Below are 20,362 nucleotides of genomic sequence, written 5' to 3'. Positions count from 1 at the left end.
CCGCGCCGGGTCCGGCGGTCGTCGAACATCGCTGGTCCGGGTGGGTCCCGGGAAGCGTCGTGGACCCATTCGTGATGTCATCGAAGGCGAGGCAACAACGCTCCTGATATGGGAGGAACCATGGCCGGCAAACTGCAAGCCCGCGACATCATGACCGGCGGAGTGCGCTGCGTGGGGGCCCATGAATCGCTTCAGGACGCGGCCAGGATGATGCGCGATCTCGATGTGGGAGCCCTCCCCATTTGCGGTGACAACAACAAGCTCATGGGCATGATCACCGATCGCGACATCGTCGTCACCTGCTGTGCCGAAGGCATCGAGCCGGCGACCGTCCAGGCCGGTTCCCTGGGCGGGGAGCTGCACTGGATCGACGCCGAGGCGGACGCCGCCGATGTTCTGGAAACGATGGAGAGCCACCACATCAAGCGCCTGCCGGTGATCGATGTGAAGAACGGCCACCGCCTGGTCGGCATGATCACCGAGGCCAACCTCGCCAAGAACCTCAGCGACCGGCAGATCGCGGAGTTCGCGACACGCGTGTACGCGACGGCTTAGGGCGCCGCACCCCCGCCGGCACGAGGAACCCGGGCAGGCCGTCCGCGGCGCCACGGACGGCCTGCTAACCCTCGTTCACGCAGCACTCGGGAATTCCCTCGTGCGCGCGGCCGGCGTCACTCCGGCATTCAGTTTCCGCGGGAGCGCGGTACGGCGAGTCGCGTGCCGGGGAAAATCAGGTCGGGATTCCCGCCGATCACCTCGCGGTTGGCCCGGTAGAAATCCTGCCAGCGGAATCCGTGGGCGCCGGCGATTCCGCTCACGGTGTCCCCGGCGTTCACGACGATCGTGCGGCCGGTGTTCCGGTGGCGGGGTGCCTTGTACCGCTTCTCGTGGAACTGCGGGTGCCGCAGCCGCTCACGGGCCGGTGCGAGGGAGTGCCGGTGCGGGGCCGGGCGCGGAGCGGTGGCCCGGGGGGAGGTGTGCCGCGGGGTGCCGTTGAGCCCGAGCCGGGCCGAGCAGGCCGGCCACGCGTGCCAGCCCTGCCGCGCCAACACCCGTTCCGCCACCTGGATTTGCTGTGACCGGCTGGCGTGCGCGGCCCGCGTCCCGTACGTCCGGCCGCCGAACGAGTGCCAGGTGGAGTGGGCCAGCTGCAGTCCTCCGGAGAAGCCGTTCCCGGTATCGATCCGCCAGTTCCCTCCGCTCTCGCACCCGGCCAGCCGGTCCCAGGTGCCGCCGGTCACGGCCTCGGCCGGCTGTTCGGCGGCCACGTTCAGCGCGCCGGCCGCCAGCAGTACGGCGGCCGCGGTGATGCCCCGGACCCCGTACCCCCGGAATTCGCTGCGGGCACTCGATTCCGATACCTGAGGAAATTCCATGCGTGTGCTCCCGTCGCTCGCCGCGCAGTTTCCTGGCGGCTATTCAGGAAACGTGACGTCCCCTCGGAAATCGCGTTCGAGCGGTGCCCTACCGCGATTTCCGGGCGGCGCCATGAAATCGACCGGGACGAGACAACCACGCACCGAGATCGCATCGGCAGAGCGCGCGGTAGCGCCGCCGCGGCCCGGCCTGCCCCCTTGTCCCCGGAGCACGGGCATGCCTGCCGGAGGCGCGCCCGCTGCGACCGGCGGGGGCGCACCCCGTACGCCGCGGGTGCATGCCGGCCCGGTGCGGGGCGATCACTCACCGGTGGCGGGGGTGTCCGCCGAGCGCATCCGGGGCGCTTGGTGCATGCGCTGCGCAGGTCCGCACGCACCGCGCACGGACCTTGGGCAGTGCAACGGTTCGTCCGGGCCGGGGACGTCCCCGGTCGTGGCCGGTCGTCCGTGCGGTGGCCGCGCTCCGTGCGCTGCTGACACCCCGTCGCCTTCGTTGCGAATGCGAACCTCCGGTTTTCGAACGGGAGTTACCGGTGATTAAACCTTCCGTCAATGTGGCGTTGATCACTCACTGAAAAGGAAAGTGCAGGTCGGAAGCACAGTGTGCAATTGATCGATCACTTTGTGCTGATTATGTACGGAGCCTGATTAACCCTGAGGGCCCCTCCCATCGGTGAGAGGGGCAGGAACGCCGTCCGCGTTCCGGCCGCCGCAACGACGCGGCGGCAGCAACTCTCAAGAAGGGAGGGCCCGTGGAGCACTTGCGGCATTCATGGCCCTGGTACGCGCTGGCACTGGTCGGCGTCTACCGGTTGACCGCCACAGGACTCGACGCCCTTGTCCGGCGCGTGGTGCGCACCGCCTCGCAGGCCCGTGCCGAGCACCGTGCCACCGCCCGTCTCACCGCCGCACCGCTGCCGCGCGGCGCCGTCCTCCTGGACGGCGCCCGCCGTGCCGCGTCTCCGGACGCCGCCGTTCCGTCCTCGCCGGCGGCGCCGACGACGGGCCGCGGCTGCGAGGAGGGCCGGTGAACGAGCAGTCCCCCCTGGCCAGCCCGACCGACCTGCCGCTGGACTTCGAGGTGTTCTTCCAGCGGGAACAAAAAGCCCTGCTCGCCGTCGCCGCCTCCCGCCTCCGCGACCGCCGGGACGCGGAAGAGGCCACCCTGGAGGCCGGCCGGCGCATGTACGCCAAGTGGGAGCGCATCCTCGCCCACGTCAACCCGAAGGCCATGACGTACACCATCCTCAACGGCGTCGTCTCCGACTTCTACCGCCGCGAGATCCGCAACAGCCGCGTACAGCCCTACGCCGACCCCCCCGACACCGCCTACCTCCAGGAGCTGCGCAGTTGCGAAGCACTCGACCTCGCGCTGGACGCCCTGGAGTCCACCGCGCCCCTGCAGGCCAACTCCGTACGCCTGCGCCACCTGGCGGGCCTGTCCTACGACCAGATCGCCGAGCGGCTGGGCACCACCCCCGGTGCCGCGAAGGCCAGCACCAGCATCGGACTGCAACGGCTCAAAGAGATCATGACGAACGGTTCCTGCGGAACCGGAGAGGACGCGTGATGCTCGAAGACCTGCTACGACGCCAAGCCGAGGCGCTGCACCGGGATTTCGCCGATCACGACCCGGTCGCCTTCACCCGGCGCCTGGCCGCTCGCATCGCCGACGGCACCGGAGCGGACCCCGAACCGGTCACCCGCGGCGCGGTGGGCGACATCCGCCCGCTGCCCGTACGCCCCGCGCCCGCCCGGGGCCGGCGCCGCCGCCGGCCCACCCCCGTCCTCGCCCCCGCGATCCCGCCCGCGGCCGTCCTCGCGGAGGCCAGGAGGCTGTGCAACGTCGTGCTCCGGTCCAAGGACATCGACACCCTGGGCGCCTTCGCCGCCGACTACGACGCGGCCGGCGCACGCACCTTCGCCTGCCTCCTCTACACCCTGGACAAGTGGGACGGCGCCCTGTTCTGGTGGCGCTTCGCGGCCGGCGCCGGCGACGAACTCGCCGCCCACCTGCTCGCCGTGCACCACGCCGCCGTCGGCCGCACGACCGACGCCCGGCTCTGGCGGACCGTCGCCCGCATGATGGGCTTCGCCCCTGAGCTCCACCTGCCCGTACCGGTCCGCGGAACCTCGGAACTGGCCCAGGGCTTCGCCCGCACCTGGGACCGGAGCCTGCAGAGCTTCCTCCAGCACCCCTACCTGCCGAGGGAGCTCGCCGCACAGTGACCGGCCGCCCCGCGGCCGTACCGCCCGGGGCACGACCGGGCGCGCCGCCCGCCGTCGCACGGTATCCGACCGCGCGACGGCGGGCGGCCGCGTCGGGCGGCGCTCCCGGACGAAATGGACAGCGCGACCCCCCTGTGGTGCATTGGAGGAGCGCACGCCACGGTGTCACCCGGCGCGCGGCGCACGGCCGACCGGAGCCGATCGTGAGGAGTGACCGGATGGCCCCCGGACACAGCGCACCCGACCGCCCGGCGGACCCGGCCAACGGCGCGGCACCGCTCGCCGGCAGCGTCGCGCTGGTCACCGGCGCCTCCAGCGGCATCGGCGCTGCCACCGCGCACGCACTCGCCCGCGAGGGCTGCTCGGTCGCCCTGGTGGCCCGGCGCGCCGACCGGCTCGCGGACCTCACGGCGGCGCTCGCCGGGCAGGGGAGCGGCACGCCCTTCCCGGTGCCCGCCGACCTGAGCGACGCCGAGCAGCCGCACCGCGTGGTCGAGAGGACCGTGGACCGCTTCGGGCGGCTCGACATCCTGGTGAACAACGCGGGCTTCGGCGTCCGCGGCTCCGCGCTGGACAGTGACCCGGCGGACTGGGACCGGATGGTGGACCTCAACCTCAAGGCGGTGCTGCGGATGTCGCACGCCGTGCTGCCGCAGCTGCTGCGCGCCGCGGGCGAGGGCCCCCGCGGCGTCGCCGACCTGGTGAACGTCAGCTCGGTGGCCGGCCGGGTGCCCCGGAAGGACAACAGCGTCTACTCGGCCACCAAGCACGCGGTGTGCTCCTTCAGCGAAGCGCTGCGCCAGGAGGTGACCGGCCGGGGCGTGCGGGTCGGGCTGGTCGAACCGGGCATGACGGCGACCGAGCTGACCGTCGGCGGCAGCCAGGCCGCCTCGGCGCACGGACTGCCCCAGGACGCCTGGCTGCGCGCCGAGGACGTCGCCCGCTGCGTCACCTTCATGATCACTCAGCCCGCGCACGCGGCGATCAACGAGATCGCCGTGCGGCCGACCGCGCAGGAACGCTGACCGCGCTTCGTGGCCCCCCCGCGCCCCGGACGGCTACCGTCGCCCTGTGCGCCTCCTGCTCCTCTCCGACACCCATCTCCCCAAGCGCGCCAAGACGCTGCCGCCGCAACTGCTCGACGACGTGCCGCGCGCCGACGTCGTGGTGCACGCCGGCGACTGGGTCGACACCGCCACCCTCGACCTGCTGGCGGCCCGTGCCCGGCGGCTCATCGGGGTGTACGGCAACAACGACGGCCCGGAGCTGCGGGCGCGGCTGCCGGAGGTGGCGTACGCGGAACTGGACGGCGTACGGCTCGGCGTCGTGCACGAGACCGGCCCCGCACAGGGGCGCGAGCGGCGGTGCGCCGAACGGTTCCCCGACCTGGACGTGCTGGTCTTCGGCCACAGCCACATCCCCTGGGACTCCCTGGCGGACGACCGGCTGCGCCTGCTCAACCCCGGTTCGCCCACCGACCGCCGGCGCCAGCCGTACTGCACCTACATGACCGCGGAGCTGCGTGGCGGCCGGCTGACCGCCGTCGAACTGCACCGCCTGCCCCGCGCGAGATGAGCGGGCGGCGGGCGGCGGCTCAGCGGCCGAGCAGCCCGCGCACGTAGGCGGCCTGCCCGGCGTGCTGAAGATCGTCGGAGATGACGCTGACGAGCCGGACGCCGAGGGTGACGGGCGGGGACCAGGCGCGGTCGACGACGCGCTTGAAGTCCTTGTCCTCGACCCCGGCGAGATACTGCACCGTGGCGTCGTGCACGGCCTCGTGGTAGTCCGTCAACAGCTCGGCGCTCAGGTCCCGCACCGCCGCGACGTCCTCGGGGGAGTGGCCGTACCCGGTGTCGTCGGCCGCGAACGGCAGCCCGAAGCGTTCGTACCAGCCGTCCGCCGTCCACACCTGCTCGGTCCCCGCCACCCCCGCGACGTGATCGTCCTGGATCCTGGTCAGATGCCAGACCAGCCAGCCGACGGAGTTGGTCTCCTCGGCCGGCCGGCTGGCGATCTCGTCGGGGCCGAGCCCGTCCACCGCCTCCTCCACGGCCTCCCGGATACGGCCGAAGGCGTCGACGAGCAGATCCGTACTGGCGGTCATCAAGGCTCCTTAGCGGCGGCGGGAGGGCGCGGCAGCCCCCGGCGGCCCGCCCATGGTCGCAAGCCCCGGCGGCGAATGGTGGGAGGCGGCTCCGGCGGCGCCCCGGGGGGGCGCGAACGAGAGATATCGGGTCGGTCACGCCTGCAACCGGCGGGTCGGGCAAACAGTCATACGGGGCATGAAACGACGACTGAACCTGCGAATAGGGCGGCGGACCCGCGCCGGCCGCCGAGCGGGCGCGGCTCTCGCCCTCACGGCGCTGACCGTGCCGCTGACGGTGGCCTTCGGCGCCACCGCGGAGGCCGCCACCGCGTCCTCCTGCACGGCGGCCCGCGGCCCGTACCAGAAGCAGGCCGAGAAGTTCCTCGGCCTGCCGGTGGACGGCCGGCAGTCGGCGTCGGACTGCCGGGCCATCCGCGCCTTCCAGACCAGCCACGGCATCACCCCGAACATCGGCTATGCCGGCCCGGTCACCTGGGGCGTGATGAGCCTCGTCGCGCAGCAGAAGGCGGCCGGCCACAACCCGAACAAGGCCCGCAAGTGCCCCACGAACAAGGGGCGCATCGCCTGCGTCGACCTGACCCGTCAGCTCAGCTGGATCCAGGACGGTTCGCGGCTGGTGTACGGTCCGGTGCCGATCCGCAGCGGCCGGGACGGCTACGAGACCCGCACCGGCGCCAAGAAGATCTACTGGCGTCATCTGCACCACGTGTCGACGCTGTACAACGTGGCCATGCCCTACAGCCAGTTCTTCGACGGGGGACAGGCGTTCCACTCCATCAGCGGGAGTGTCTGGTCCGCCCCCGGCTCGCACGGCTGCGTCAACATGCGCAGCGGCGACGCCAAGAAGTACTGGTCGCTGCTGAAGACCGGTGACGACGTGTATGTCTACGGCCGCAAGGCCGGTACCTGACCGGCTGCCGGGGCGGGGACGGCGGAGCAGCGGCGGGAAGCCCGCGGCTCCGGCGTCCCCGCCGTGGTGCCTGCCGGCCCGACGTCAGCGGGCCAGCAGCTGGTACAGCGCCATCGGCGTCACATAGCCCGGCCAGCGGCCGTCCGCGAAGAGATGGACCCCCGCGTCCAGATAGCACTGGTCGACGAGCTGGGAGCAGATCATGTGCCGGGTGTTGGCGATGTAGCGCCGCAGCCCGGGCACGGGGACGTGGAAGCGGTGGGTGGCGATCGCGGCGTAGTCGAGGAAGCTGTAGGGCACCCCGACGTAGCGGGACGCCGCCGTGCAGATGCCGGCGCGTTGCCGCTCGGTGAGCCCTTCCGGGCACACGTAGAGCACGTTGGCGCCGCCATAGTCGGTGAGCGGGCGGATACGGGCCCCGCCGGGCTCGGCCTCCAGCACCTGGTCGTCCGGCAGGACCAGGAAGGCGTGTTCGTAGTCGGCGAAACCGTCACCGTTGATCCACTGTCCGAAGCGGATCAACCGGCCGGAGACGCCTGAGATTTGTGTGAGTCCGATGTCGCCGGGCAGGGGATGGGTGTGCTTCATGAGCAGCTCCCGGGAGCGCAAAATGCGGATTCCCGGTGGTGATACCCGCTGTTGACCCCCTCGCACCGTGGAGCGGGGTGGCTGTCCGGGCGGAGTGTCGGAGTTGGCAGGCCGCTCCGGACGGTTGGACACGGTCGGTGAGGACACGGGGCGCCAGGACCGGGCTCCGTATGCTGAGGAGCTCTCGGCTCCTCGTCGTCTGCCTCCGGGCGGGGCCGGGCCCGCCTCGAAGGAGCTTCTCGTGTGCATCGGCCTCGTCGTCCTCTACACCGAACGCCTGGAGGAGTGCCGTGACTTCTACTCCGGTCTCGGCCTCGCCTTCGCGCGGGAGAAGCACGGAGCGGGGCCCGAGCACTACGCCGCCGTCCTGGGCGAGGGTGTGGTCCTGGAGCTGTACCCGGCGTCCTCGGCGCGTCCCGCGACGGGCTCCCTCAGGCTGGGGCTCGTGGTGCGCGGGAAGGACGCCGTCGCGGTGGGGCCCGCGCAGCTGACGGGCCGGCAGATCGTGACCGACCCGGACGGCCGGACGGTGGACGTGCTGGTCAGGTAGCCGAGGCCGGCTGCCGGCCGGGGGTGCCGCTGTGCTCGCTCGCCGGCGTGCTTCCCGGCCCGTCCCGGGACCGGCCGGGAAGCACGCTCGCGCCGCCTCGGAGCCGCCGGCCCCGTCAGCCGGTCAGGTCGGCGGAGGTCAGTGCTGCACCACGAACGACCGGCCCTTCTTGACGCCGGACGAGCAGGAAGCCTTCTCCGAGGCCGTCATCTTGCGGGACTTGACGGTCACCGCGTTGCTCCGGCCGTCCGTGCCGTTGGGCGCGGGACCGGTGACGGTGTCCGGAACGAACCAGAAGTAGTGCCCCCACTTCGGGCTGTCGTAATGCGTCTGCCAGGTGCCCGAGACGGTCTGCATGACCTGGGCGCGGGAGATCCAGCCCACCTCGCCCGGCTTCACCGTCATGGTCAGCGAGCTGTTCTCGGTGTGCGAGCTCGACCAGGTGTGGCTGTACGTCGCGGTCACGCTCAGGTCGATGAGGCCGGCGATCTTTCCGCCGGCGGTGACCGACACGCCCGCGGAGTCCGTCGAGCCCACCGTGTCCGACCAGCCCATGGACTGCGTGGCGTCCGAAGTGCTGCAGTTGTAGAGCGAGTCGGAGACCTGGTGGAAGTCTCCCAGGTACGCCGTGCCGAGCGTCGGCTCGTTGAAGCTGCACTTCCCCTCGCCGGAGGCACAGTCGGCTATCAGCTGTTCCCGCGTGGGCCCGTCCTCCGCGGCGGCCGGCACGGCCATCGCGGCGAGCAGCCCCAACGACGCCGTGGACAGCGCCATCAGCCGGCTTCCCCGCCGGATCACCCTGCTGTTCTTCCTCTTTGCCATCTTGCGTTGCCTCTCGTGCCTTCGCCCGGATTCTTTCGCACGGCATGGCGACGCCCGCGGCGCGTGGCGGTGCCGCGACGCGCGCCGGAATGTTGCGTTCGCCGCTGTTGCGTTTGAGACTGGAGTGAAATCTGATTCAACTACACCAAGATTCGGTAAAGTTGTAGTTGATGGTGAAACAGTCCCTTTAGTGGCAATCGAAACGGAGGCGGCGTCAGGTGGCGGGGGCCCTCAACTGCCCGTGGCAGCCCCCTTGAGGACCGTACGCACCGCACGGGAAACGAAGTCCTCCTCCACGGGCAGCTGTCGGAGTACCACGCGGAGCCAGGCCGCCCCGGCGAGCAGGTCCACCAGGAGCATCGGATCGGCGTCCGAAGGGAGTTCACCGCGCGCCGTGGCGCGCTCGAAGAGGGGCTGTTCCCTGGCCAGCCGGTCGGCGAAGAACTCCCTTACGTGCACGGCGAGTTCGGGGCTCTGTGTGGCGGCGCCCAGGGCGGGCACGGCGATGTCGGAACCGGGCGGGACGGTCAGCAGGGTCACCACGGTCTGCAGGAGTGATTCCAGGTCGCCCTGGAGGCTCCCGGTGTCGGGCGGTTCGAGGCTGAGCCGCCGTGTCCCGGTGAGCGCGGCCCCCAGCAGGGCCCCCTTGGAGGGCCACCATCGGTAGAGCGTCGTCTTGTTGACCCCGGACCGCTGGGCGACGCCCTCGACCGTCAGGCCCTCGTAGCCCTTCGCCGCGAGCAGGTCCAGCGTGGCGTCGAAGATCTCCTGCGCCTTCCGCGGGCCACTGCTTCGCCGTGTTCCGTCCTGTCCTCGCTCCTCGCTCATGCGGAGAGATTAGCATCGAAAAACAACGCAACGTTGCGTTGCATTTGAGGTAGCGTGCAGGCCATGAAGGCCAACGCAACAGGGGTGCCCCTCGTTTTCGTGCACGGCATGCGCGTCAGCGGCGCGATGTGGCAACCCGTCATCGACACTCTCGGCACCCGCCATCCCACGGCGGCGCCCGACCTGCCGGGCCACGGAAGCCGGCGCGGCGAGCCGTTCACCCTGCCCGGCGCGGTGGCGGTCGTCACCGATGCCATCGACGCGCTCGGCGGCCGCGCACTCGTCGTCGGCCTGTCGCTGGGCGGCTTCGTCGCCGTGGCCACGGCCGGCAGTCACCCGGACCGGGTCCTCGGCCTGGTGGCGATGGGCTGCACCGCCACCCCCCGGGGACTGCTCGGCGCCGTCTACCGCGGGGCGGCGCGCGCCGGGGCCCGGTATCCGCAAGGGGCCGCCCGCCTCAGCGCGTTCGGATTCCGCCGCGCCCTCCCGGAGCCCCAGGCCCGCGCCATGGTCTCGGGCGGACTGACCTGCGAGACCATGCCCGACATCGTCCGGGCCGTCAGCGCGATGGACCCGCTCGCCGCGCTCGCGGCGTACCCGGGCCCCGTATGGCTGGTGAACGGCGAACGTGACCACTTCCGCCGCGACGAGCGGCGCTTCCTCCGCGCCTGCCACGACGGCCGCCTCATCGTCCGGCCCGGGTGCGGACACATCAGCAGCCTCGCCGACACCGAGGCGGTCGCGCGGCAGGTGCAGGATGCCGCGGCGGTCGTCAGCGCGGCCCGCACGGGCGGCACTTCGGTGCCCACGCACCGACCCGCGACGCCGGAGGAGGCACGATGACCGTACGTGCGCGGGAGTGGGACGTGACGGAATCCCTGGAGGTGCGCCGCCCGCCGGCCGCCGTGTACACGGCGCTGGCGGACAGCCGGCGGATGGCGGAGTGGAGCCCCGAGGTCTGGCGGGTGTGGTCCCGCGGTGATCGCTTCGTGGGCTTCAACCGCAGGGCCCTGTGGGTCTGGTTCACCGTCTGCCGCGTCGTCGTCGCCGACCCCGGCCGGGAGTACGCCTTCGACGTCACCTCGTTCGGCCTGCCGGTGGCGCGTTGGGGGTACCGGCTGACGCCGACCCCGCGCGGCACGCAGGTCACCGAATACTGGGTCGACCACCGGCGCCACGGCTGGCGCCGTCACCTCGCCGAGCTGCTGGGCCTGCTGTTCACCGGCACCCCGGCCGTGCGGCGCGCCGCACGGAACCGCGCCGGTATGCGGCAGACCCTGCGACGCCTGGCCGCGACCTGCGAGGCGGCGGACTGACGTTCCGGCCCCGTGCCGCGCCGCTTCCGCACGAGCCCCTGACCACGGATTCCGCATCGGGTTCCGGTTCAGGGGCCCGTGCCCACGGGCGGCATCCCACCGGCCCGCCCCGGAGCGGACCGGCTACGAGGCCTGGTGGCCGCCACCAGACGGCAGCGCGGGCTCCCGTCCGGTCGGTGGCCGAGCTCCGGCAGCGCGTACAGCTCCACTTCGAACCCGGCGCGCACCAGCTCCGCGCGTACGTCGCCCAGACGGAACACGCGGTAATACATCACGAAGGGCGGACGCCACAGGGCGTTGCGGACCCGCATCGCGACGTCGAAGGCCAGCAGCGCCCCGTACGCGAGTGAGCCCGGCGGGGAGGGCGCCGCGATCGGGAAGACGAACCGGCCGCCGGGGCGCAGCACCGAGTGGACCTGGGCGAACAGTCCCGGCCGTTCATACGGCAGGAAGTGCCCGAACGCGCCGAAGCTGACGACGAGGTCGAAGGCCGGCCCGAAGGGGAGCGCCCGGGCATCGGCCCGCACCCACTCCTCGCGCGGCGGCGTGGCCGTCGGTCCGGGCTTCCCGTGGGCGGGCACCGGTCCACCGGCGCGGTCACCGCCCCCCGCACCGGCCTCGGTGCGGGCGCGGCCCGCGGCGAGCATTCCCGCGCTGATGTCGACGCCGGTGATCCGCTCCCGGCACACCTGGCGCAGCACGCCCATGCCCGCTCCGGTGCCGCAGCACAGGTCGAGACCGCTGTCGAACGGCCCGAGCCCGCGCAGCACCCGGGTGACGGGGGTCAGTACCGAGTCCGGCGTCCGGAACGGGGTGTGGTCGAACTTCGGCGCGAGCAGGTCGTAGCCGTGCTCGACGGAGGACAGTGCCTGGACGGCGAGTTCACGGAACGTGGGGCCCTGAGGTGTGAACATCGCGCCTCAGCATACGACCGAACCTCGCCGGCCGTGGTAGTGGTACAGTGCGAGTGGAGCGTACGTGCGTTCGCCATGACTGGCGCGCCGTTACTGTCCGGCTCCCCTTTCGCGCGTTTCTCTCTCGCGCTCCTTCATGACGCAGGCGATGACCTTCCACGGCATGCCGCGCAACGCGTTCACCGCTCTCTCCGGCCGCGGGCCTTCCTCGCCCGCCTGCGGGGCGTGAATTCACCGCCCCGGCGTCTCTGCCGGCTTCCTTCCCGCGCCTGACCCACCAGGTACCCACGTCCTGAAAGGACACGGAAACCACCCATGACCACCATGACCCTCGAAAACGACAGCCCGACCGCAACGGCCGTGGCCCCAGGCGCTGTTGGCGCGCCCCCTGCCTCCCGCACCGTCTCCGGCGTGCTGGATCTCGCGAACGCCGGCCAGGGAGGAGGACTGCTGCGGGCACAGGGGTGCCTCGCGTCGCCGGAAGACGTCCGGGTGTCCGCCGCGCTGGTCCGGCAATACGGCCTGCGAAAAGGCGATCTCGTCGTCGGGGAGTGCGCACGGCCCCGTACCCTCACCCATATCGCCTCGGTCAACGGCCGGGCGCCGGAAGCAGCTCGTGGCCGACGGCATTTCCGCGACCTCACGCCGCTGCATCCGCGCGAGCGGCTGCGCATGGAATCCCCCAACGGCGGGCTGACGCCGCGGCTCGTCGACCTGGTCACCCCCATCGGCAAGGGGCAGCGAGGACTGATCGTCGCCCCGCCCAAGACGGGAAAGACGGTGCTGTTGCAGCAACTCGCCGGGGCCATCGCCGAGAACCATCCGGAATGCAGGGTGATGGTGGTGCTGATCGACGAACGCCCGGAAGAAGTCACGGATATGCGCCGGCGCGTACGCGGCGAGGTGCTGGCCGCCACGTTCGACCGGCCGGCGAAGGAACACATCGCGCTGGCCGACCTGGCCGTGGAACGGGCGAAAAGGCTCGTCGAGCAGGGCCAGGACGTGGTCATCCTGCTCGACTCCCTGACCCGGCTGTGCCGGGCGCACAACAACGCCGCGGGGGCGGACGGCCGCGGCCGGACCCTCAGCGGCGGTGTGGACGCCGCCGCGCTGTACGGCCCCAAGCGGCTCTTCGGCGCGGCGCGTCTCGCGGAGGAGGGCGGCTCGCTGACCATCCTCGCCACGGCCCTGGTCGAGACCGGCTCCCGGGCCGACGACTACTTCTTCGAGGAATTGAAGAGCACCGGCAACATGGAGCTGCGCCTCGACCGCGTGCTCGCGGGCAAGCGGCTCTACCCGGCGGTCAATGTCACGACATCCGGCACCCGTCGCGAGGAACTGCTCTGCTCACCGGCCGAGTTGACCGCCACGCGCCGGCTACGGCGCGCTCTGCACGGCGGTGACGGCTCGGCCAACCTGGAAGCGCTGCTGGAGAAGATGCGGCGCACGCCGGACAACGCGACGTTCCTGCGGCAGTGTCAGTAGTAGCCCTTCTGCCCGTCGAGCAGTTCCCGGATGGCGTCCGTGTGCCCGGCGTGCCGGGCGGTTTCCTCGATCATGTGGAACAGCATCCACCGCAGGGACGCGGCGGCGGAACGGAACTCCGGGTGCTTGCCCACGTCATCCAGCGCATGCGCCGCGATGATCTCGTTCGATACCGCGCACTGCGCCGCGTACTCGTCGAGGAGCCGCGGAAGAGGGATCCCTTCGACGTCCATGTCGGCGTCCTCGGTCACGTCGTCGAACAGCGGGCCGACCGCGGGGCGGCCGAGAAACAGCACCTCGAACCAGAGGTGTTCGACCCACTTCATGTGGGAGACCAGGCCCGCCATCGTCATGCGGGGCGAGGACGGCAGCACGGCACGGTGCGCGTCCGCTTCCGACAGTCCCTCGCACTTCCACTGGATGATCGCGCGCTGCATGTCGAGCCAACCCACGAGCTGCGTCCGTTCATCCGCATCGAAAGGCGGGCGATTACGAGAAGGCGTCATGGGCGGCGACGTTAGTCCGGTCCCCGCCGCACCGCACCGGGATTTCGCGCGGCTGCAAGGACCCGGCGCGCGGCACGCACGCTCCCCCTGTGAGCGCACCGTGTGCGGCCGTACGCGGTCAGGTCGCGAGCAGCACGATCGCGGCGCCCAGGCCCCCGGCCCCGAGGGCGACGGCCGCGCAGGTCAGCCCGCCGTCCCGCCAGCGGAAGAACCGGTCGAGGGCGAAGTTGCCGGGCCCGATGGCGGCGATCGAGAGTGCCACGGCGGCGATGCAGAGCGGATACTCCAGGCCGCCGGAGATCACCCAGAGGCCCTTGGGGACGGCGAGGACCATCGCGTTGATCATCACGCCGATCAGCGCGGCCGCCGCGAGAGGGGTGAGGAACCCGAGGGCGAGGCCGAGACCGCCCAGGGTCTCGGAGACACCGGCGACGCCGGCGTAGACCTCACCGGGCCGGTAGCCGAGGGCGGCGAATCCCTTGCCGGTGGCGGCGAGCCCTGAACCGCCGAAGAGACCGAAGAGTTTCTGTGCGCCGTGGCCGGCCAGGAGCAGTCCTACGGACAGCCGTAGGAGAAGCAGGCCGAGGTCGGTGGCGAGTGGGGGAGCGCGCAGGTCGTGAGGCCGGGTGTCCGCCTCCGACCGCCGCTCGGCGAGCAGTTTCATGACGATGTCGCTTCCCGCACCGGCGCGTCGGAGGGCCGCGGTGTCGAAGCACCGGCGCCGGTGCGCTCAGGGTGGAGAAATGTCGTGGTGTGCGGGCCGTACCGGCGCGGCGGGGATATCGGGGCCCACCACGTCGGAACGGAGGGCTTGCGCCCTACAGTCGATCGTGCTACTTGAGAGCGCTCTTGCCTAGGGGGTGCCCAGCTGAGCCGGGGCTGCCCGGGGCAAAAATTCACGGGTGAAACAGAGCGGTAGGAGTGGCAGGGACGGCAGGACCGCCGGGCCGGACCGGCCGGACCTCGGCAACGAGAGCGGGCCCCCGGAACGAGCATTCCGGAGGCCCGCCCGGGCCGGCCCCACGCGAGCGCGCCGGTCGCCCCGGCGCGCAGCGCGTGAAGGTGTCAGTCGTTGACGCAGGCGTTGCCGAACGTGGGGTTGAGCAGCCCGATGACGTCGATGGTGTTGCCGCAGACGTTGACCGGGACCTGGACGGGGATCTGCACGACGTTGCCGGACACGACACCGGGCGAGTTGAGCGCCGCGCCCTGTGCACCGCTGTCGGCGGTGGCCAGACCGGCCCCGCCGAGGAGGGCAGCGCAGGCGCCGGCGGTCACGAGAACACTCTTGATCCGGTGAGCCATCGGTCGGTCTCCTTACTGGTGGTGGAAGCGGCCCGGGACGGCCTCAGCGCCACGGGAACGCACCGCGCACGGCTGAGCCGTCCGAGCCGCCTGTCTGTACGGGGAAGTTGCTTCCCCGCCGACCGCCGCTCCAGCTCCGAACGACGCGAAGATCAGACTTCTAGGTGATATTGCATGTGGAGTTGACGGTCAGCCGTACGAATTCGACCGCAGCCGTGGCCCCAACCGACCAGGAAGCACATGCCCGACACCGCCCAGCCGCAGACCCATGACCCCGGCGCCTACGCGTCCCGCTCGGCCGCCGCGTGGGACCGGCTGTCCAGGGCGATCGACGCCCAGCAGGACGGCGCGTGGGTGCTCGACGAGGTGGAGTGGCAGGTGCTGGCCGATGTGCGGGCGGCGACCGACGCCCTGCACGGCGGGCACCTGCCGCCGCACACCCGCGAGCCCGTACAGGTGAGGGTCGGTCGCCTGGCCAACTGGGCCGGGGTGTGCCGGCTGGCCGCGCGGGCCGGCGGGTGGGAGCTGTTTCCCGTTGCCGGCACGGACGCCTCGGCCGCCACCGGGCCCGCCGGCATGGCGGACCTGCTGTCGGGAATCCACGCCCTCGCCGAACAGGGCGAACGGTGGAGGGCGTTGATCCGCACCGTGGTGCAGCAGCGGCACGCCGCCGCCCGGGCCGGCGAGGCCGTCCCGGAGCGGAGCCTGGAGGAGAGGCTCAACGATCTGCATCCGGGATTCGAGCGGGACCTGGCCGACGCGGAAGCCTTCTTCACCGGCCCCGGCTCACTTGAGGATCTGCACCTCTTCTTCTACTGATTCCCTTGGAACACCCTTGCTAGAGTGCGCCGATGTCATCGATCAAGCAGTTCCAGGTCACCTTCGACTGCGCAGAACCTGAGCGCGTCGCTCGTTTCTGGTGCGAGGTGTTGGGGTACGTCGTATCGCCGCCGCCGGCAGGATTCGCCACTTGGGACGCTTTCGATCGCTCCCGGCCTGCTGAGGACCGGGGTTCATGGTTCGCCTGCAGTGATCCCTCAGGTGTGGGACCGCGACTGTTCTTCCAGCGGGTGCCCGAAGGGAAGGTCGTCAAGAATCGGGTGCATCTCGACGTGCGGGTCGGCACCGGGCTCGTGGGTGAGGAGCGCCTGGCCACGCTCGAAGCCGAGTGCACACGACTGGTCGCGCTCGGCGCGGTGCGCGTGCAACTGCTGTACGACGGCCACGATGCGTGCATCGTGATGCAGGACATCGAGGGCAACGAGTTCTGCCTCGACTGAGCATCCTCCGAGCCGGCGAAAACGACGGAGTCATCAGTAACAACTCGGAACGGGTTGTCAGGGTTCCCGGCCACGCGGTGACATTCCCCTCGCCCTCCGCGCCTTTCCGCCACGCCTGTCACCTGCGCATACTCCAGGGCCGCCGCGTCTTGACCGTGGACGGGCGAGGGCTGATCGGATGGAGTTGAGGGAAGTCATGACGTCGTGCGCGGTCCCTGCGGCAGCCGCCGGCACCTGGACGCTCGGTGACCTCAAGGTCAACCGCGTCGGCTTCGGCGCCATGCGCCTGACCGGCAGGGCAGCCTTCGACCCGGGCGCCCACAGCGACCGTGGCCGGGCAATCGAAGTACTGCGCCGCGCGATTGAACTCGGTGTCAACCACATCGACACCGCGGCCTTCTACTTCTCCCGGCTGCGCTCCGCCAACGAGCTGATCAACTCGGCGCTGGCCCCGTATGCGGACGACCTCGTCATCGCCACCAAGATCGGCCCGGCGCGGGACGCCGGCGGTGAGTGGGCCACGCCGGCTCGGCCGGACCAGCTGCGCGGGCAGGTGGAGGAGAACCTTCGCCAACTCGGGCGCGATCACCTCGACCTGGTCAACCTGCGCGTCATGGGCGAGGACTCCGTCAGCGAGCACTTCGGTGCTCTCGCCGAGCTGCGTGACGCCGGACTCGTCCGCCACCTCGGTATCTCCGCCGCGCGCCCCGAACACCTGGCCCAGGCCCAGGAGATCGCGCCCGTGGTCTGCGTCCAGAACCGCTACGGCATCGACGCGCGCGGCGGGGACGGGATGCTCCGGGCCTGCGCGGCGCACGGCATCGCGTTCGTGCCGTTCTTCTCCCTCGCCGGGGAGGGACGCGAAGCCGGAGCCGTCCGCGCCGAGCACGACGAGGTCCGCGCCGTGGCCCGGGCGCACGGCGTCTCCACCGCGCAGGTCCGTCTGGCCTGGGTCCTGCAGCAGGGGGCGCATGTGCTGGCCATCCCCGGGACGGGCGACCCGGAACACCTCGCGGACAGTGTGGCGGCGGCAGCACTCCGACTCACGGAGGAAGAACTCCGACTGCTCGATTCGATCGGCCGGCCGGCATCCTGAGACCGCCGGCATCGGCGACATCGGCCGTGCCGGAGCAGGTTGCGAACTCTAGTATTCCAGCCATGAAGAGTGAGCTTTTCGCCTCCGAGCACATGGCCACGCAGGCCGCCGCCCCTGGCATGACACAGCAGAACGCCAAGTCGATCAAGTACGCGCTGGACGGGGAGTGTTACGCCCGGCAGGGTGCGATGGTCGCCTACCGCGGTGAGCTCCGGTTCGAGAAGCAGGGGCAGGGCGTCGGCAAGTTCCTCAAGCGGGCGGTCACCGGGGAGGGGCTGGCGCTGATGGCCGTACGGGGGCGCGGCGAGGTGTGGTTCGCGCACGAGGCGGCCAACTGCTTCATCGTCGACATCGAGCCGGGCGACGGCCTCTCCGTCAACGGCCGCAACGTGCTGTGCTTCGACCCGTCCCTGAGCTACGAGATCAAGGTCGTCAAGGGGGCCGGCATGGCGGGCGGCGGGCTCTTCAACTCCGTCTTCAGCGGGCAGGGGAAGCTGGGCATCGTGTGCGAGGGCAACCCCATCGTCATACCCGTGGCACCGCAGGCGCCGGTCTTCGTCGACACCGACGCCGTGGTCGGCTGGAGCAGCAGCCTGCAGACCGCGCTGCACCGTTCGCAGAGCATCGGTTCGATGCTGCGGGGCGGCTCCGGAGAGGCCGTCCAACTCCGGCTCGACGGCGAGGGGTTCGTGATCGTACGGCCGAGTGAGCTGCGTCCGGAGAAGGCCGCCGGCAACTGACCGCGGTACCGGGAGCCGCCCCGCGTCAGCCGTCCGCGACCGGGCCCAGGCGCGCGTCCAGCCAGTCGAAGACCCGCTGCTCGAACACCGCACGGCCCAGCGGCTCGCAGTGCAGGGCGGCGCCTTCGGCCTCGGTGAACCGCACCAGCTCCTTGGGGCCCGGCAGGGCGTCGTACAGCCGCTGCGAGGCACCGGGCCAGAAGTGCTCGCCCTCGGGGTCCGTGATCAGCAGCGGGGTGGTGATCCGGTGCGCCACGGGTGCCACGGTGTACTCGGCCACCTCGGTGAGCAGGTCGAAGGGCGAGTCGATCCCGTACGGCGTGGCTCGCCAGCGCCAGGTGGCGGCCAGCGCGGGCGACTCCGCCAGGGCCTCGTTCAGCACGCGGTCGAAGGTGTCCCGGTCGCCGGATTCCCACAACGCGCGCAGCTCCGGGCCGAGTTGCCGCCACCAGCTCTCCGCGACCTCGACGACGCCCGGATCGGCGACGGCGGCGGCGAGTCGGTGCTCGAAGGCGAGCGCGCGAGGAACCCAGTAGCCGGCCTGGCTGATACCGGCCAGCACCAGGCGGTGGGGGTCGACGTCCGGGCGAGCGGTCAGGAAGTCCACGACCGGAGTGATCACGTTCTCCCAGTCGGGACGGAAGGTGACCCCGTGCTCGAAAAGCATCGACTGCTGGCCGGGACCGTCGAAGAGCAGCGCGCGGTAGCCCCGCGCCACCGCCGGTGCGCCGAGCAGCGTCCAGGCGGCGGAGATCGGTCCGTCGCTGCCGTTGTTGACGATCACGGTCGGCAGCCGCTCCGGGCCACCGGGCGGCCCGAAGAGGTAGCCGGGCAGCGTGCGGTCCTCGTACGGGACGGCGACCCGCTCGGCGGGCGGGTCCGCCGCGGCGGCGAACCGGTCGAAGCACGCGCGGTGTTCCGCGAAGAGCTCCCGCAGCCGGGCCCCGGTATCGGGAACCCCGTCGACGGCCACCAGCGCCGTGCCGAAATACCCGGCCGCCCGCAGGAACGCCTGCCGGGCACTCACCCGGTGCCCGTCGGCCGCACACTTCTCGGCCTGGGCGCGGGCCGAGCGCGCCAGCGCGGTCCAGGTCGACATCCAGCGTGCGGCCGCCCCGCTGGATCCGTCCGAGCCGTCCGATTCCCCGTCCGGCGAGGGGGTCCGGGCCACGGCGGACGCGGCGGCGAGCACCTCTCCCACGTCCGCGCCCTGCTGCCAGGCGGAGCCCAGCGCGAGCAGGATCTCGTAGTTGAACTGCTCGTTCTCCACGAAACGGTACATATGGCCGCCTCCTGGCCCGCGCGTACGGACGCGGCCGGGCCGACGTCCCCCAGCCCCGGCCGGAGGGGAGAAAGGCCGGGGCCTTCCGTTCCAGCGTAGGAGCCGCCGAGGGGACCGCGCACGCCGGACGCCGCCCGTGCCGGCGCCACCGGACGACCACGGGGCACCCCTGGGGCGCCCTAGCACCTACCGCCCACCGACGCGACTTCGACCGGCACCGTGCCGCCTGGCATGATCCCGACCATGGCTGAACGCGTGATCGCCGCATGTGACGGTGCATCGAAGGGAAACCCCGGTCCCGCGGGCTGGGCGTGGGTGCTCGCCGACGCCCAGGAGACGGTCGTCCGCTGGGAGGCCGGCCCGCTCGGCACCGCGACGAACAACGTCGCCGAGCTCACCGCGCTGGAGAAGCTGCTGGCGGCCACCGACCCGGTCGTGCCGATCGAGATCCGGATGGACTCCCAGTACGCCATGAAGGCCGTCACGACCTGGCTGCCCGGCTGGAAGCGCAAGGGCTGGAAGACCGCCGCGGGCAAGCCGGTCGCCAACCAGGACCTCGTCATGCGCATCGACGAGCTGCTCACGGGCCGGGAGGTGGAGTTCCGCTACGTCCCCGCGCATCAGGTGGACGGCGACCGGCTCAACGACTTCGCCGACCGGGCCGCGAGCCAGGCGGCGCTGCGGCAGGAGGCCGCCGGCAGCGCCCTCGGTTCCCCGGAGCCGCCGGCCGCGCCGGACACCGCGCGGCCCGCCGGCAGCCGTCGCGGCGCCGCCGGCGCGAGCGCGGGCTCCGCGTCCTCGGCGCAGCGGCGCACCGCGAAGGGAACCTCGCGGGCGGGTTCGGCGAACGGCTCCACGCGGACCCTCAAGGCCAAGTTCCCCGGCCGGTGCCGCTGCGGGCGCTCCTACGGCGCGGGCGAGCCGATCGCCAAGAACCCGGACGGCTGGGGCCACCCGGACTGCCGCTCCGGAGCGGGTGCGGGCGCCGAGCAGTAGGGCGGGGCGGGCCCGGGGCGTCGTACGAGCCG

26 protein-coding genes are annotated in these 20,362 nt (G+C 71.7%); 16 read left to right on the top strand and 10 right to left on the bottom strand.

Annotated features, from left to right (window positions below):
* Positions 1-120: 120 nt before the first annotated feature.
* Positions 121-555 (top strand): CBS domain-containing protein, encoded by a 435-nt coding sequence (locus tag SL103_RS20155; RefSeq protein ID WP_069570371.1) that lies wholly within the window; start codon positions 121-123, stop codon positions 553-555.
* A gap of 128 nt (positions 556-683) precedes the next feature.
* Here the strand turns inward: SL103_RS20155 and SL103_RS20150 are convergent, their stop codons facing one another.
* Positions 684-1,376, bottom strand: coding sequence for a transglycosylase family protein (locus SL103_RS20150; RefSeq protein ID WP_069570370.1), 693 nt, complete (start codon positions 1,374-1,376; stop codon positions 684-686).
* A gap of 752 nt (positions 1,377-2,128) precedes the next feature.
* On the opposite strand from SL103_RS20150, the gene SL103_RS20145 reads away from it, so the two are divergent.
* From SL103_RS20145 to SL103_RS20125, 5 genes are all read left to right on the top strand, one after another.
* A complete protein-coding gene (locus tag SL103_RS20145; RefSeq protein ID WP_069570367.1) occupies positions 2,129-2,407 on the top strand; it encodes a hypothetical protein in 279 nt (92 codons plus the stop codon).
* Positions 2,404-2,946, top strand: a complete 543-nt coding sequence (locus SL103_RS20140) for an RNA polymerase sigma factor (RefSeq protein ID WP_051733077.1) — start codon at positions 2,404-2,406, stop codon at positions 2,944-2,946. Before SL103_RS20145 ends, SL103_RS20140 begins: the two co-directional genes overlap by 4 nt.
* Entirely contained in the window at positions 2,946-3,605 is a 660-nt protein-coding gene (locus SL103_RS20135; protein ID WP_244303982.1) for a hypothetical protein, read from the top strand. Before SL103_RS20140 ends, SL103_RS20135 begins: the two co-directional genes overlap by 1 nt.
* 218 nt (positions 3,606-3,823) lie before the next feature.
* A complete protein-coding gene (locus SL103_RS20130) occupies positions 3,824-4,630 on the top strand; it encodes an SDR family oxidoreductase (protein WP_069570366.1) in 807 nt (268 codons plus the stop codon).
* A gap of 46 nt (positions 4,631-4,676) precedes the next feature.
* The gene (locus SL103_RS20125; protein WP_069570365.1) at positions 4,677-5,180 is read left to right on the top strand and encodes a metallophosphoesterase family protein; all 504 of its coding nucleotides are present in this window, start codon (positions 4,677-4,679) and stop codon (positions 5,178-5,180) included.
* 19 nt (positions 5,181-5,199) lie between these two features.
* Here SL103_RS20125 and SL103_RS20120 read toward each other — a convergent pair whose 3' ends face one another.
* Positions 5,200-5,709, bottom strand: coding sequence for a mycothiol transferase (locus SL103_RS20120; protein ID WP_069570364.1), 510 nt, complete (start codon positions 5,707-5,709; stop codon positions 5,200-5,202).
* Between the two features lie 178 nt (positions 5,710-5,887).
* Between SL103_RS20120 and SL103_RS20115 the strand changes: the two genes are divergently transcribed.
* Positions 5,888-6,622, top strand: a complete 735-nt coding sequence (locus SL103_RS20115) for a L,D-transpeptidase family protein (RefSeq protein ID WP_069570363.1) — start codon at positions 5,888-5,890, stop codon at positions 6,620-6,622.
* Positions 6,623-6,706: 84 nt separating this feature from the next.
* Here SL103_RS20115 and SL103_RS20110 read toward each other — a convergent pair whose 3' ends face one another.
* On the bottom strand, positions 6,707-7,210 hold the full coding sequence (locus SL103_RS20110; RefSeq protein WP_069570361.1) for a hypothetical protein: 504 nt from the start codon (positions 7,208-7,210) through the stop codon (positions 6,707-6,709).
* Positions 7,211-7,451: 241 nt separating this feature from the next.
* On the opposite strand from SL103_RS20110, the gene SL103_RS20105 reads away from it, so the two are divergent.
* Positions 7,452-7,760, top strand: coding sequence for a VOC family protein (locus SL103_RS20105; protein ID WP_208869916.1), 309 nt, complete (start codon positions 7,452-7,454; stop codon positions 7,758-7,760).
* Positions 7,761-7,898: 138 nt separating this feature from the next.
* On the opposite strand, the gene SL103_RS20100 is transcribed toward SL103_RS20105, so the two are convergent.
* Positions 7,899-8,582, bottom strand: a complete 684-nt coding sequence (locus SL103_RS20100) for a hypothetical protein (protein WP_069570360.1) — start codon at positions 8,580-8,582, stop codon at positions 7,899-7,901.
* A gap of 231 nt (positions 8,583-8,813) precedes the next feature.
* Positions 8,814-9,410: a TetR/AcrR family transcriptional regulator gene (locus SL103_RS20095; RefSeq protein ID WP_069570358.1), complete on the bottom strand. Its 597-nt coding sequence runs from the start codon at positions 9,408-9,410 to the stop codon at positions 8,814-8,816.
* A gap of 63 nt (positions 9,411-9,473) precedes the next feature.
* Between SL103_RS20095 and SL103_RS20090 the strand changes: the two genes are divergently transcribed.
* Both SL103_RS20090 and SL103_RS20085 read left to right on the top strand, forming a co-directional pair.
* On the top strand, positions 9,474-10,253 hold the full coding sequence (locus tag SL103_RS20090) for an alpha/beta fold hydrolase (RefSeq protein WP_069570356.1): 780 nt from the start codon (positions 9,474-9,476) through the stop codon (positions 10,251-10,253).
* Positions 10,250-10,726 carry an SRPBCC family protein gene (locus SL103_RS20085; protein WP_069570355.1) on the top strand — a complete coding sequence of 159 codons (477 nt, stop codon included), beginning with the start codon at positions 10,250-10,252 and terminating at the stop codon, positions 10,724-10,726. Before SL103_RS20090 ends, SL103_RS20085 begins: the two co-directional genes overlap by 4 nt.
* A gap of 68 nt (positions 10,727-10,794) precedes the next feature.
* Here SL103_RS20085 and SL103_RS20080 read toward each other — a convergent pair whose 3' ends face one another.
* Complete coding sequence (locus SL103_RS20080; RefSeq protein WP_069570354.1) at positions 10,795-11,640, bottom strand: class I SAM-dependent methyltransferase; 846 nt, start codon at positions 11,638-11,640, stop codon at positions 10,795-10,797.
* 315 nt (positions 11,641-11,955) lie between these two features.
* On the opposite strand from SL103_RS20080, the gene rho reads away from it, so the two are divergent.
* Positions 11,956-13,125: a transcription termination factor Rho gene (rho, locus tag SL103_RS20075; protein WP_069570353.1), complete on the top strand. Its 1,170-nt coding sequence runs from the start codon at positions 11,956-11,958 to the stop codon at positions 13,123-13,125.
* Here the strand turns inward: rho and SL103_RS20070 are convergent.
* The 3 genes from SL103_RS20070 to SL103_RS20060 all read right to left on the bottom strand — a co-directional run bounded on the left by SL103_RS20070 (position 13,119) and on the right by SL103_RS20060 (position 14,936).
* On the bottom strand, positions 13,119-13,631 hold the full coding sequence (locus tag SL103_RS20070) for a DinB family protein (protein ID WP_069570352.1): 513 nt from the start codon (positions 13,629-13,631) through the stop codon (positions 13,119-13,121). The two genes, rho and SL103_RS20070, sit on opposite strands and share 7 nt — an antisense overlap.
* 118 nt (positions 13,632-13,749) lie before the next feature.
* Positions 13,750-14,295 (bottom strand): DoxX family protein, encoded by a 546-nt coding sequence (locus SL103_RS20065; RefSeq protein WP_069570351.1) that lies wholly within the window; start codon positions 14,293-14,295, stop codon positions 13,750-13,752.
* A gap of 401 nt (positions 14,296-14,696) precedes the next feature.
* Positions 14,697-14,936, bottom strand: coding sequence for a chaplin (locus tag SL103_RS20060; RefSeq protein ID WP_069570350.1), 240 nt, complete (start codon positions 14,934-14,936; stop codon positions 14,697-14,699).
* A gap of 240 nt (positions 14,937-15,176) precedes the next feature.
* Between SL103_RS20060 and SL103_RS20055 the strand changes: the two genes are divergently transcribed.
* From SL103_RS20055 to SL103_RS20040, 4 genes are all read left to right on the top strand, one after another.
* Positions 15,177-15,755, top strand: a complete 579-nt coding sequence (locus tag SL103_RS20055) for a hypothetical protein (protein ID WP_069570349.1) — start codon at positions 15,177-15,179, stop codon at positions 15,753-15,755.
* Positions 15,756-15,787: 32 nt separating this feature from the next.
* Positions 15,788-16,216 carry a VOC family protein gene (locus tag SL103_RS20050; protein ID WP_069570348.1) on the top strand — a complete coding sequence of 143 codons (429 nt, stop codon included), beginning with the start codon at positions 15,788-15,790 and terminating at the stop codon, positions 16,214-16,216.
* A gap of 196 nt (positions 16,217-16,412) precedes the next feature.
* Positions 16,413-17,312, top strand: coding sequence for an oxidoreductase (locus tag SL103_RS20045; RefSeq protein WP_069570347.1), 900 nt, complete (start codon positions 16,413-16,415; stop codon positions 17,310-17,312).
* A 62-nt stretch (positions 17,313-17,374) separates the two neighbouring features.
* Positions 17,375-18,052 (top strand): AIM24 family protein, encoded by a 678-nt coding sequence (locus SL103_RS20040; protein ID WP_069570346.1) that lies wholly within the window; start codon positions 17,375-17,377, stop codon positions 18,050-18,052.
* 25 nt (positions 18,053-18,077) lie between these two features.
* Here the strand turns inward: SL103_RS20040 and SL103_RS20035 are convergent, their stop codons facing one another.
* Positions 18,078-19,334 carry an alpha/beta hydrolase family protein gene (locus SL103_RS20035; protein WP_069570345.1) on the bottom strand — a complete coding sequence of 419 codons (1,257 nt, stop codon included), beginning with the start codon at positions 19,332-19,334 and terminating at the stop codon, positions 18,078-18,080.
* A 231-nt stretch (positions 19,335-19,565) separates the two neighbouring features.
* Between SL103_RS20035 and SL103_RS20030 the strand changes: the two genes are divergently transcribed.
* Entirely contained in the window at positions 19,566-20,330 is a 765-nt protein-coding gene (locus SL103_RS20030; RefSeq protein WP_079145873.1) for a ribonuclease H family protein, read from the top strand.
* Positions 20,331-20,362 lie beyond the last annotated feature (32 nt).

This window comes from Streptomyces lydicus, assembly GCF_001729485.1.
Lineage (GTDB): Bacteria > Actinomycetota > Actinomycetes > Streptomycetales > Streptomycetaceae > Streptomyces > Streptomyces lydicus_D.
This window is presented reverse-complemented; position numbering and strand designations above follow the sequence as displayed.

What these genes read in the sequence shown, in the direction of transcription:
- SL103_RS20100 (WP_069570360.1), bottom strand. Translation starts at nt 8,582, where the DNA reads ATGGCAAAGAGGAAGAACAGCAGGGTGATCCGGCGGGGAAGCCGGCTG.
- SL103_RS20110 (WP_069570361.1), bottom strand. Translation starts at nt 7,210, where the DNA reads ATGAAGCACACCCATCCCCTGCCCGGCGACATCGGACTCACACAAATC.
- SL103_RS20070 (WP_069570352.1), bottom strand. Translation starts at nt 13,631, where the DNA reads ATGACGCCTTCTCGTAATCGCCCGCCTTTCGATGCGGATGAACGGACG.
- SL103_RS20065 (WP_069570351.1), bottom strand. Translation starts at nt 14,295, where the DNA reads ATGAAACTGCTCGCCGAGCGGCGGTCGGAGGCGGACACCCGGCCTCAC.
- SL103_RS20090 (WP_069570356.1), top strand. Translation starts at nt 9,474, where the DNA reads ATGAAGGCCAACGCAACAGGGGTGCCCCTCGTTTTCGTGCACGGCATG.
- SL103_RS20030 (WP_079145873.1), top strand. Translation starts at nt 19,566, where the DNA reads ATGATCCCGACCATGGCTGAACGCGTGATCGCCGCATGTGACGGTGCA.
- SL103_RS20155 (WP_069570371.1), top strand. Translation starts at nt 121, where the DNA reads ATGGCCGGCAAACTGCAAGCCCGCGACATCATGACCGGCGGAGTGCGC.
- SL103_RS20085 (WP_069570355.1), top strand. Translation starts at nt 10,250, where the DNA reads ATGACCGTACGTGCGCGGGAGTGGGACGTGACGGAATCCCTGGAGGTG.
- SL103_RS20150 (WP_069570370.1), bottom strand. Translation starts at nt 1,376, where the DNA reads ATGGAATTTCCTCAGGTATCGGAATCGAGTGCCCGCAGCGAATTCCGG.
- SL103_RS20055 (WP_069570349.1), top strand. Translation starts at nt 15,177, where the DNA reads ATGCCCGACACCGCCCAGCCGCAGACCCATGACCCCGGCGCCTACGCG.
- SL103_RS20045 (WP_069570347.1), top strand. Translation starts at nt 16,413, where the DNA reads ATGACGTCGTGCGCGGTCCCTGCGGCAGCCGCCGGCACCTGGACGCTC.
- SL103_RS20135 (WP_244303982.1), top strand. Translation starts at nt 2,946, where the DNA reads ATGCTCGAAGACCTGCTACGACGCCAAGCCGAGGCGCTGCACCGGGAT.
- SL103_RS20080 (WP_069570354.1), bottom strand. Translation starts at nt 11,640, where the DNA reads ATGTTCACACCTCAGGGCCCCACGTTCCGTGAACTCGCCGTCCAGGCA.
- SL103_RS20120 (WP_069570364.1), bottom strand. Translation starts at nt 5,709, where the DNA reads ATGACCGCCAGTACGGATCTGCTCGTCGACGCCTTCGGCCGTATCCGG.
- rho (WP_069570353.1), top strand. Translation starts at nt 11,956, where the DNA reads ATGACCACCATGACCCTCGAAAACGACAGCCCGACCGCAACGGCCGTG.
- SL103_RS20035 (WP_069570345.1), bottom strand. Translation starts at nt 19,334, where the DNA reads ATGTACCGTTTCGTGGAGAACGAGCAGTTCAACTACGAGATCCTGCTC.
- SL103_RS20095 (WP_069570358.1), bottom strand. Translation starts at nt 9,410, where the DNA reads ATGAGCGAGGAGCGAGGACAGGACGGAACACGGCGAAGCAGTGGCCCG.
- SL103_RS20040 (WP_069570346.1), top strand. Translation starts at nt 17,375, where the DNA reads ATGAAGAGTGAGCTTTTCGCCTCCGAGCACATGGCCACGCAGGCCGCC.
- SL103_RS20050 (WP_069570348.1), top strand. Translation starts at nt 15,788, where the DNA reads ATGTCATCGATCAAGCAGTTCCAGGTCACCTTCGACTGCGCAGAACCT.
- SL103_RS20115 (WP_069570363.1), top strand. Translation starts at nt 5,888, where the DNA reads ATGAAACGACGACTGAACCTGCGAATAGGGCGGCGGACCCGCGCCGGC.
- SL103_RS20130 (WP_069570366.1), top strand. Translation starts at nt 3,824, where the DNA reads ATGGCCCCCGGACACAGCGCACCCGACCGCCCGGCGGACCCGGCCAAC.
- SL103_RS20060 (WP_069570350.1), bottom strand. Translation starts at nt 14,936, where the DNA reads ATGGCTCACCGGATCAAGAGTGTTCTCGTGACCGCCGGCGCCTGCGCT.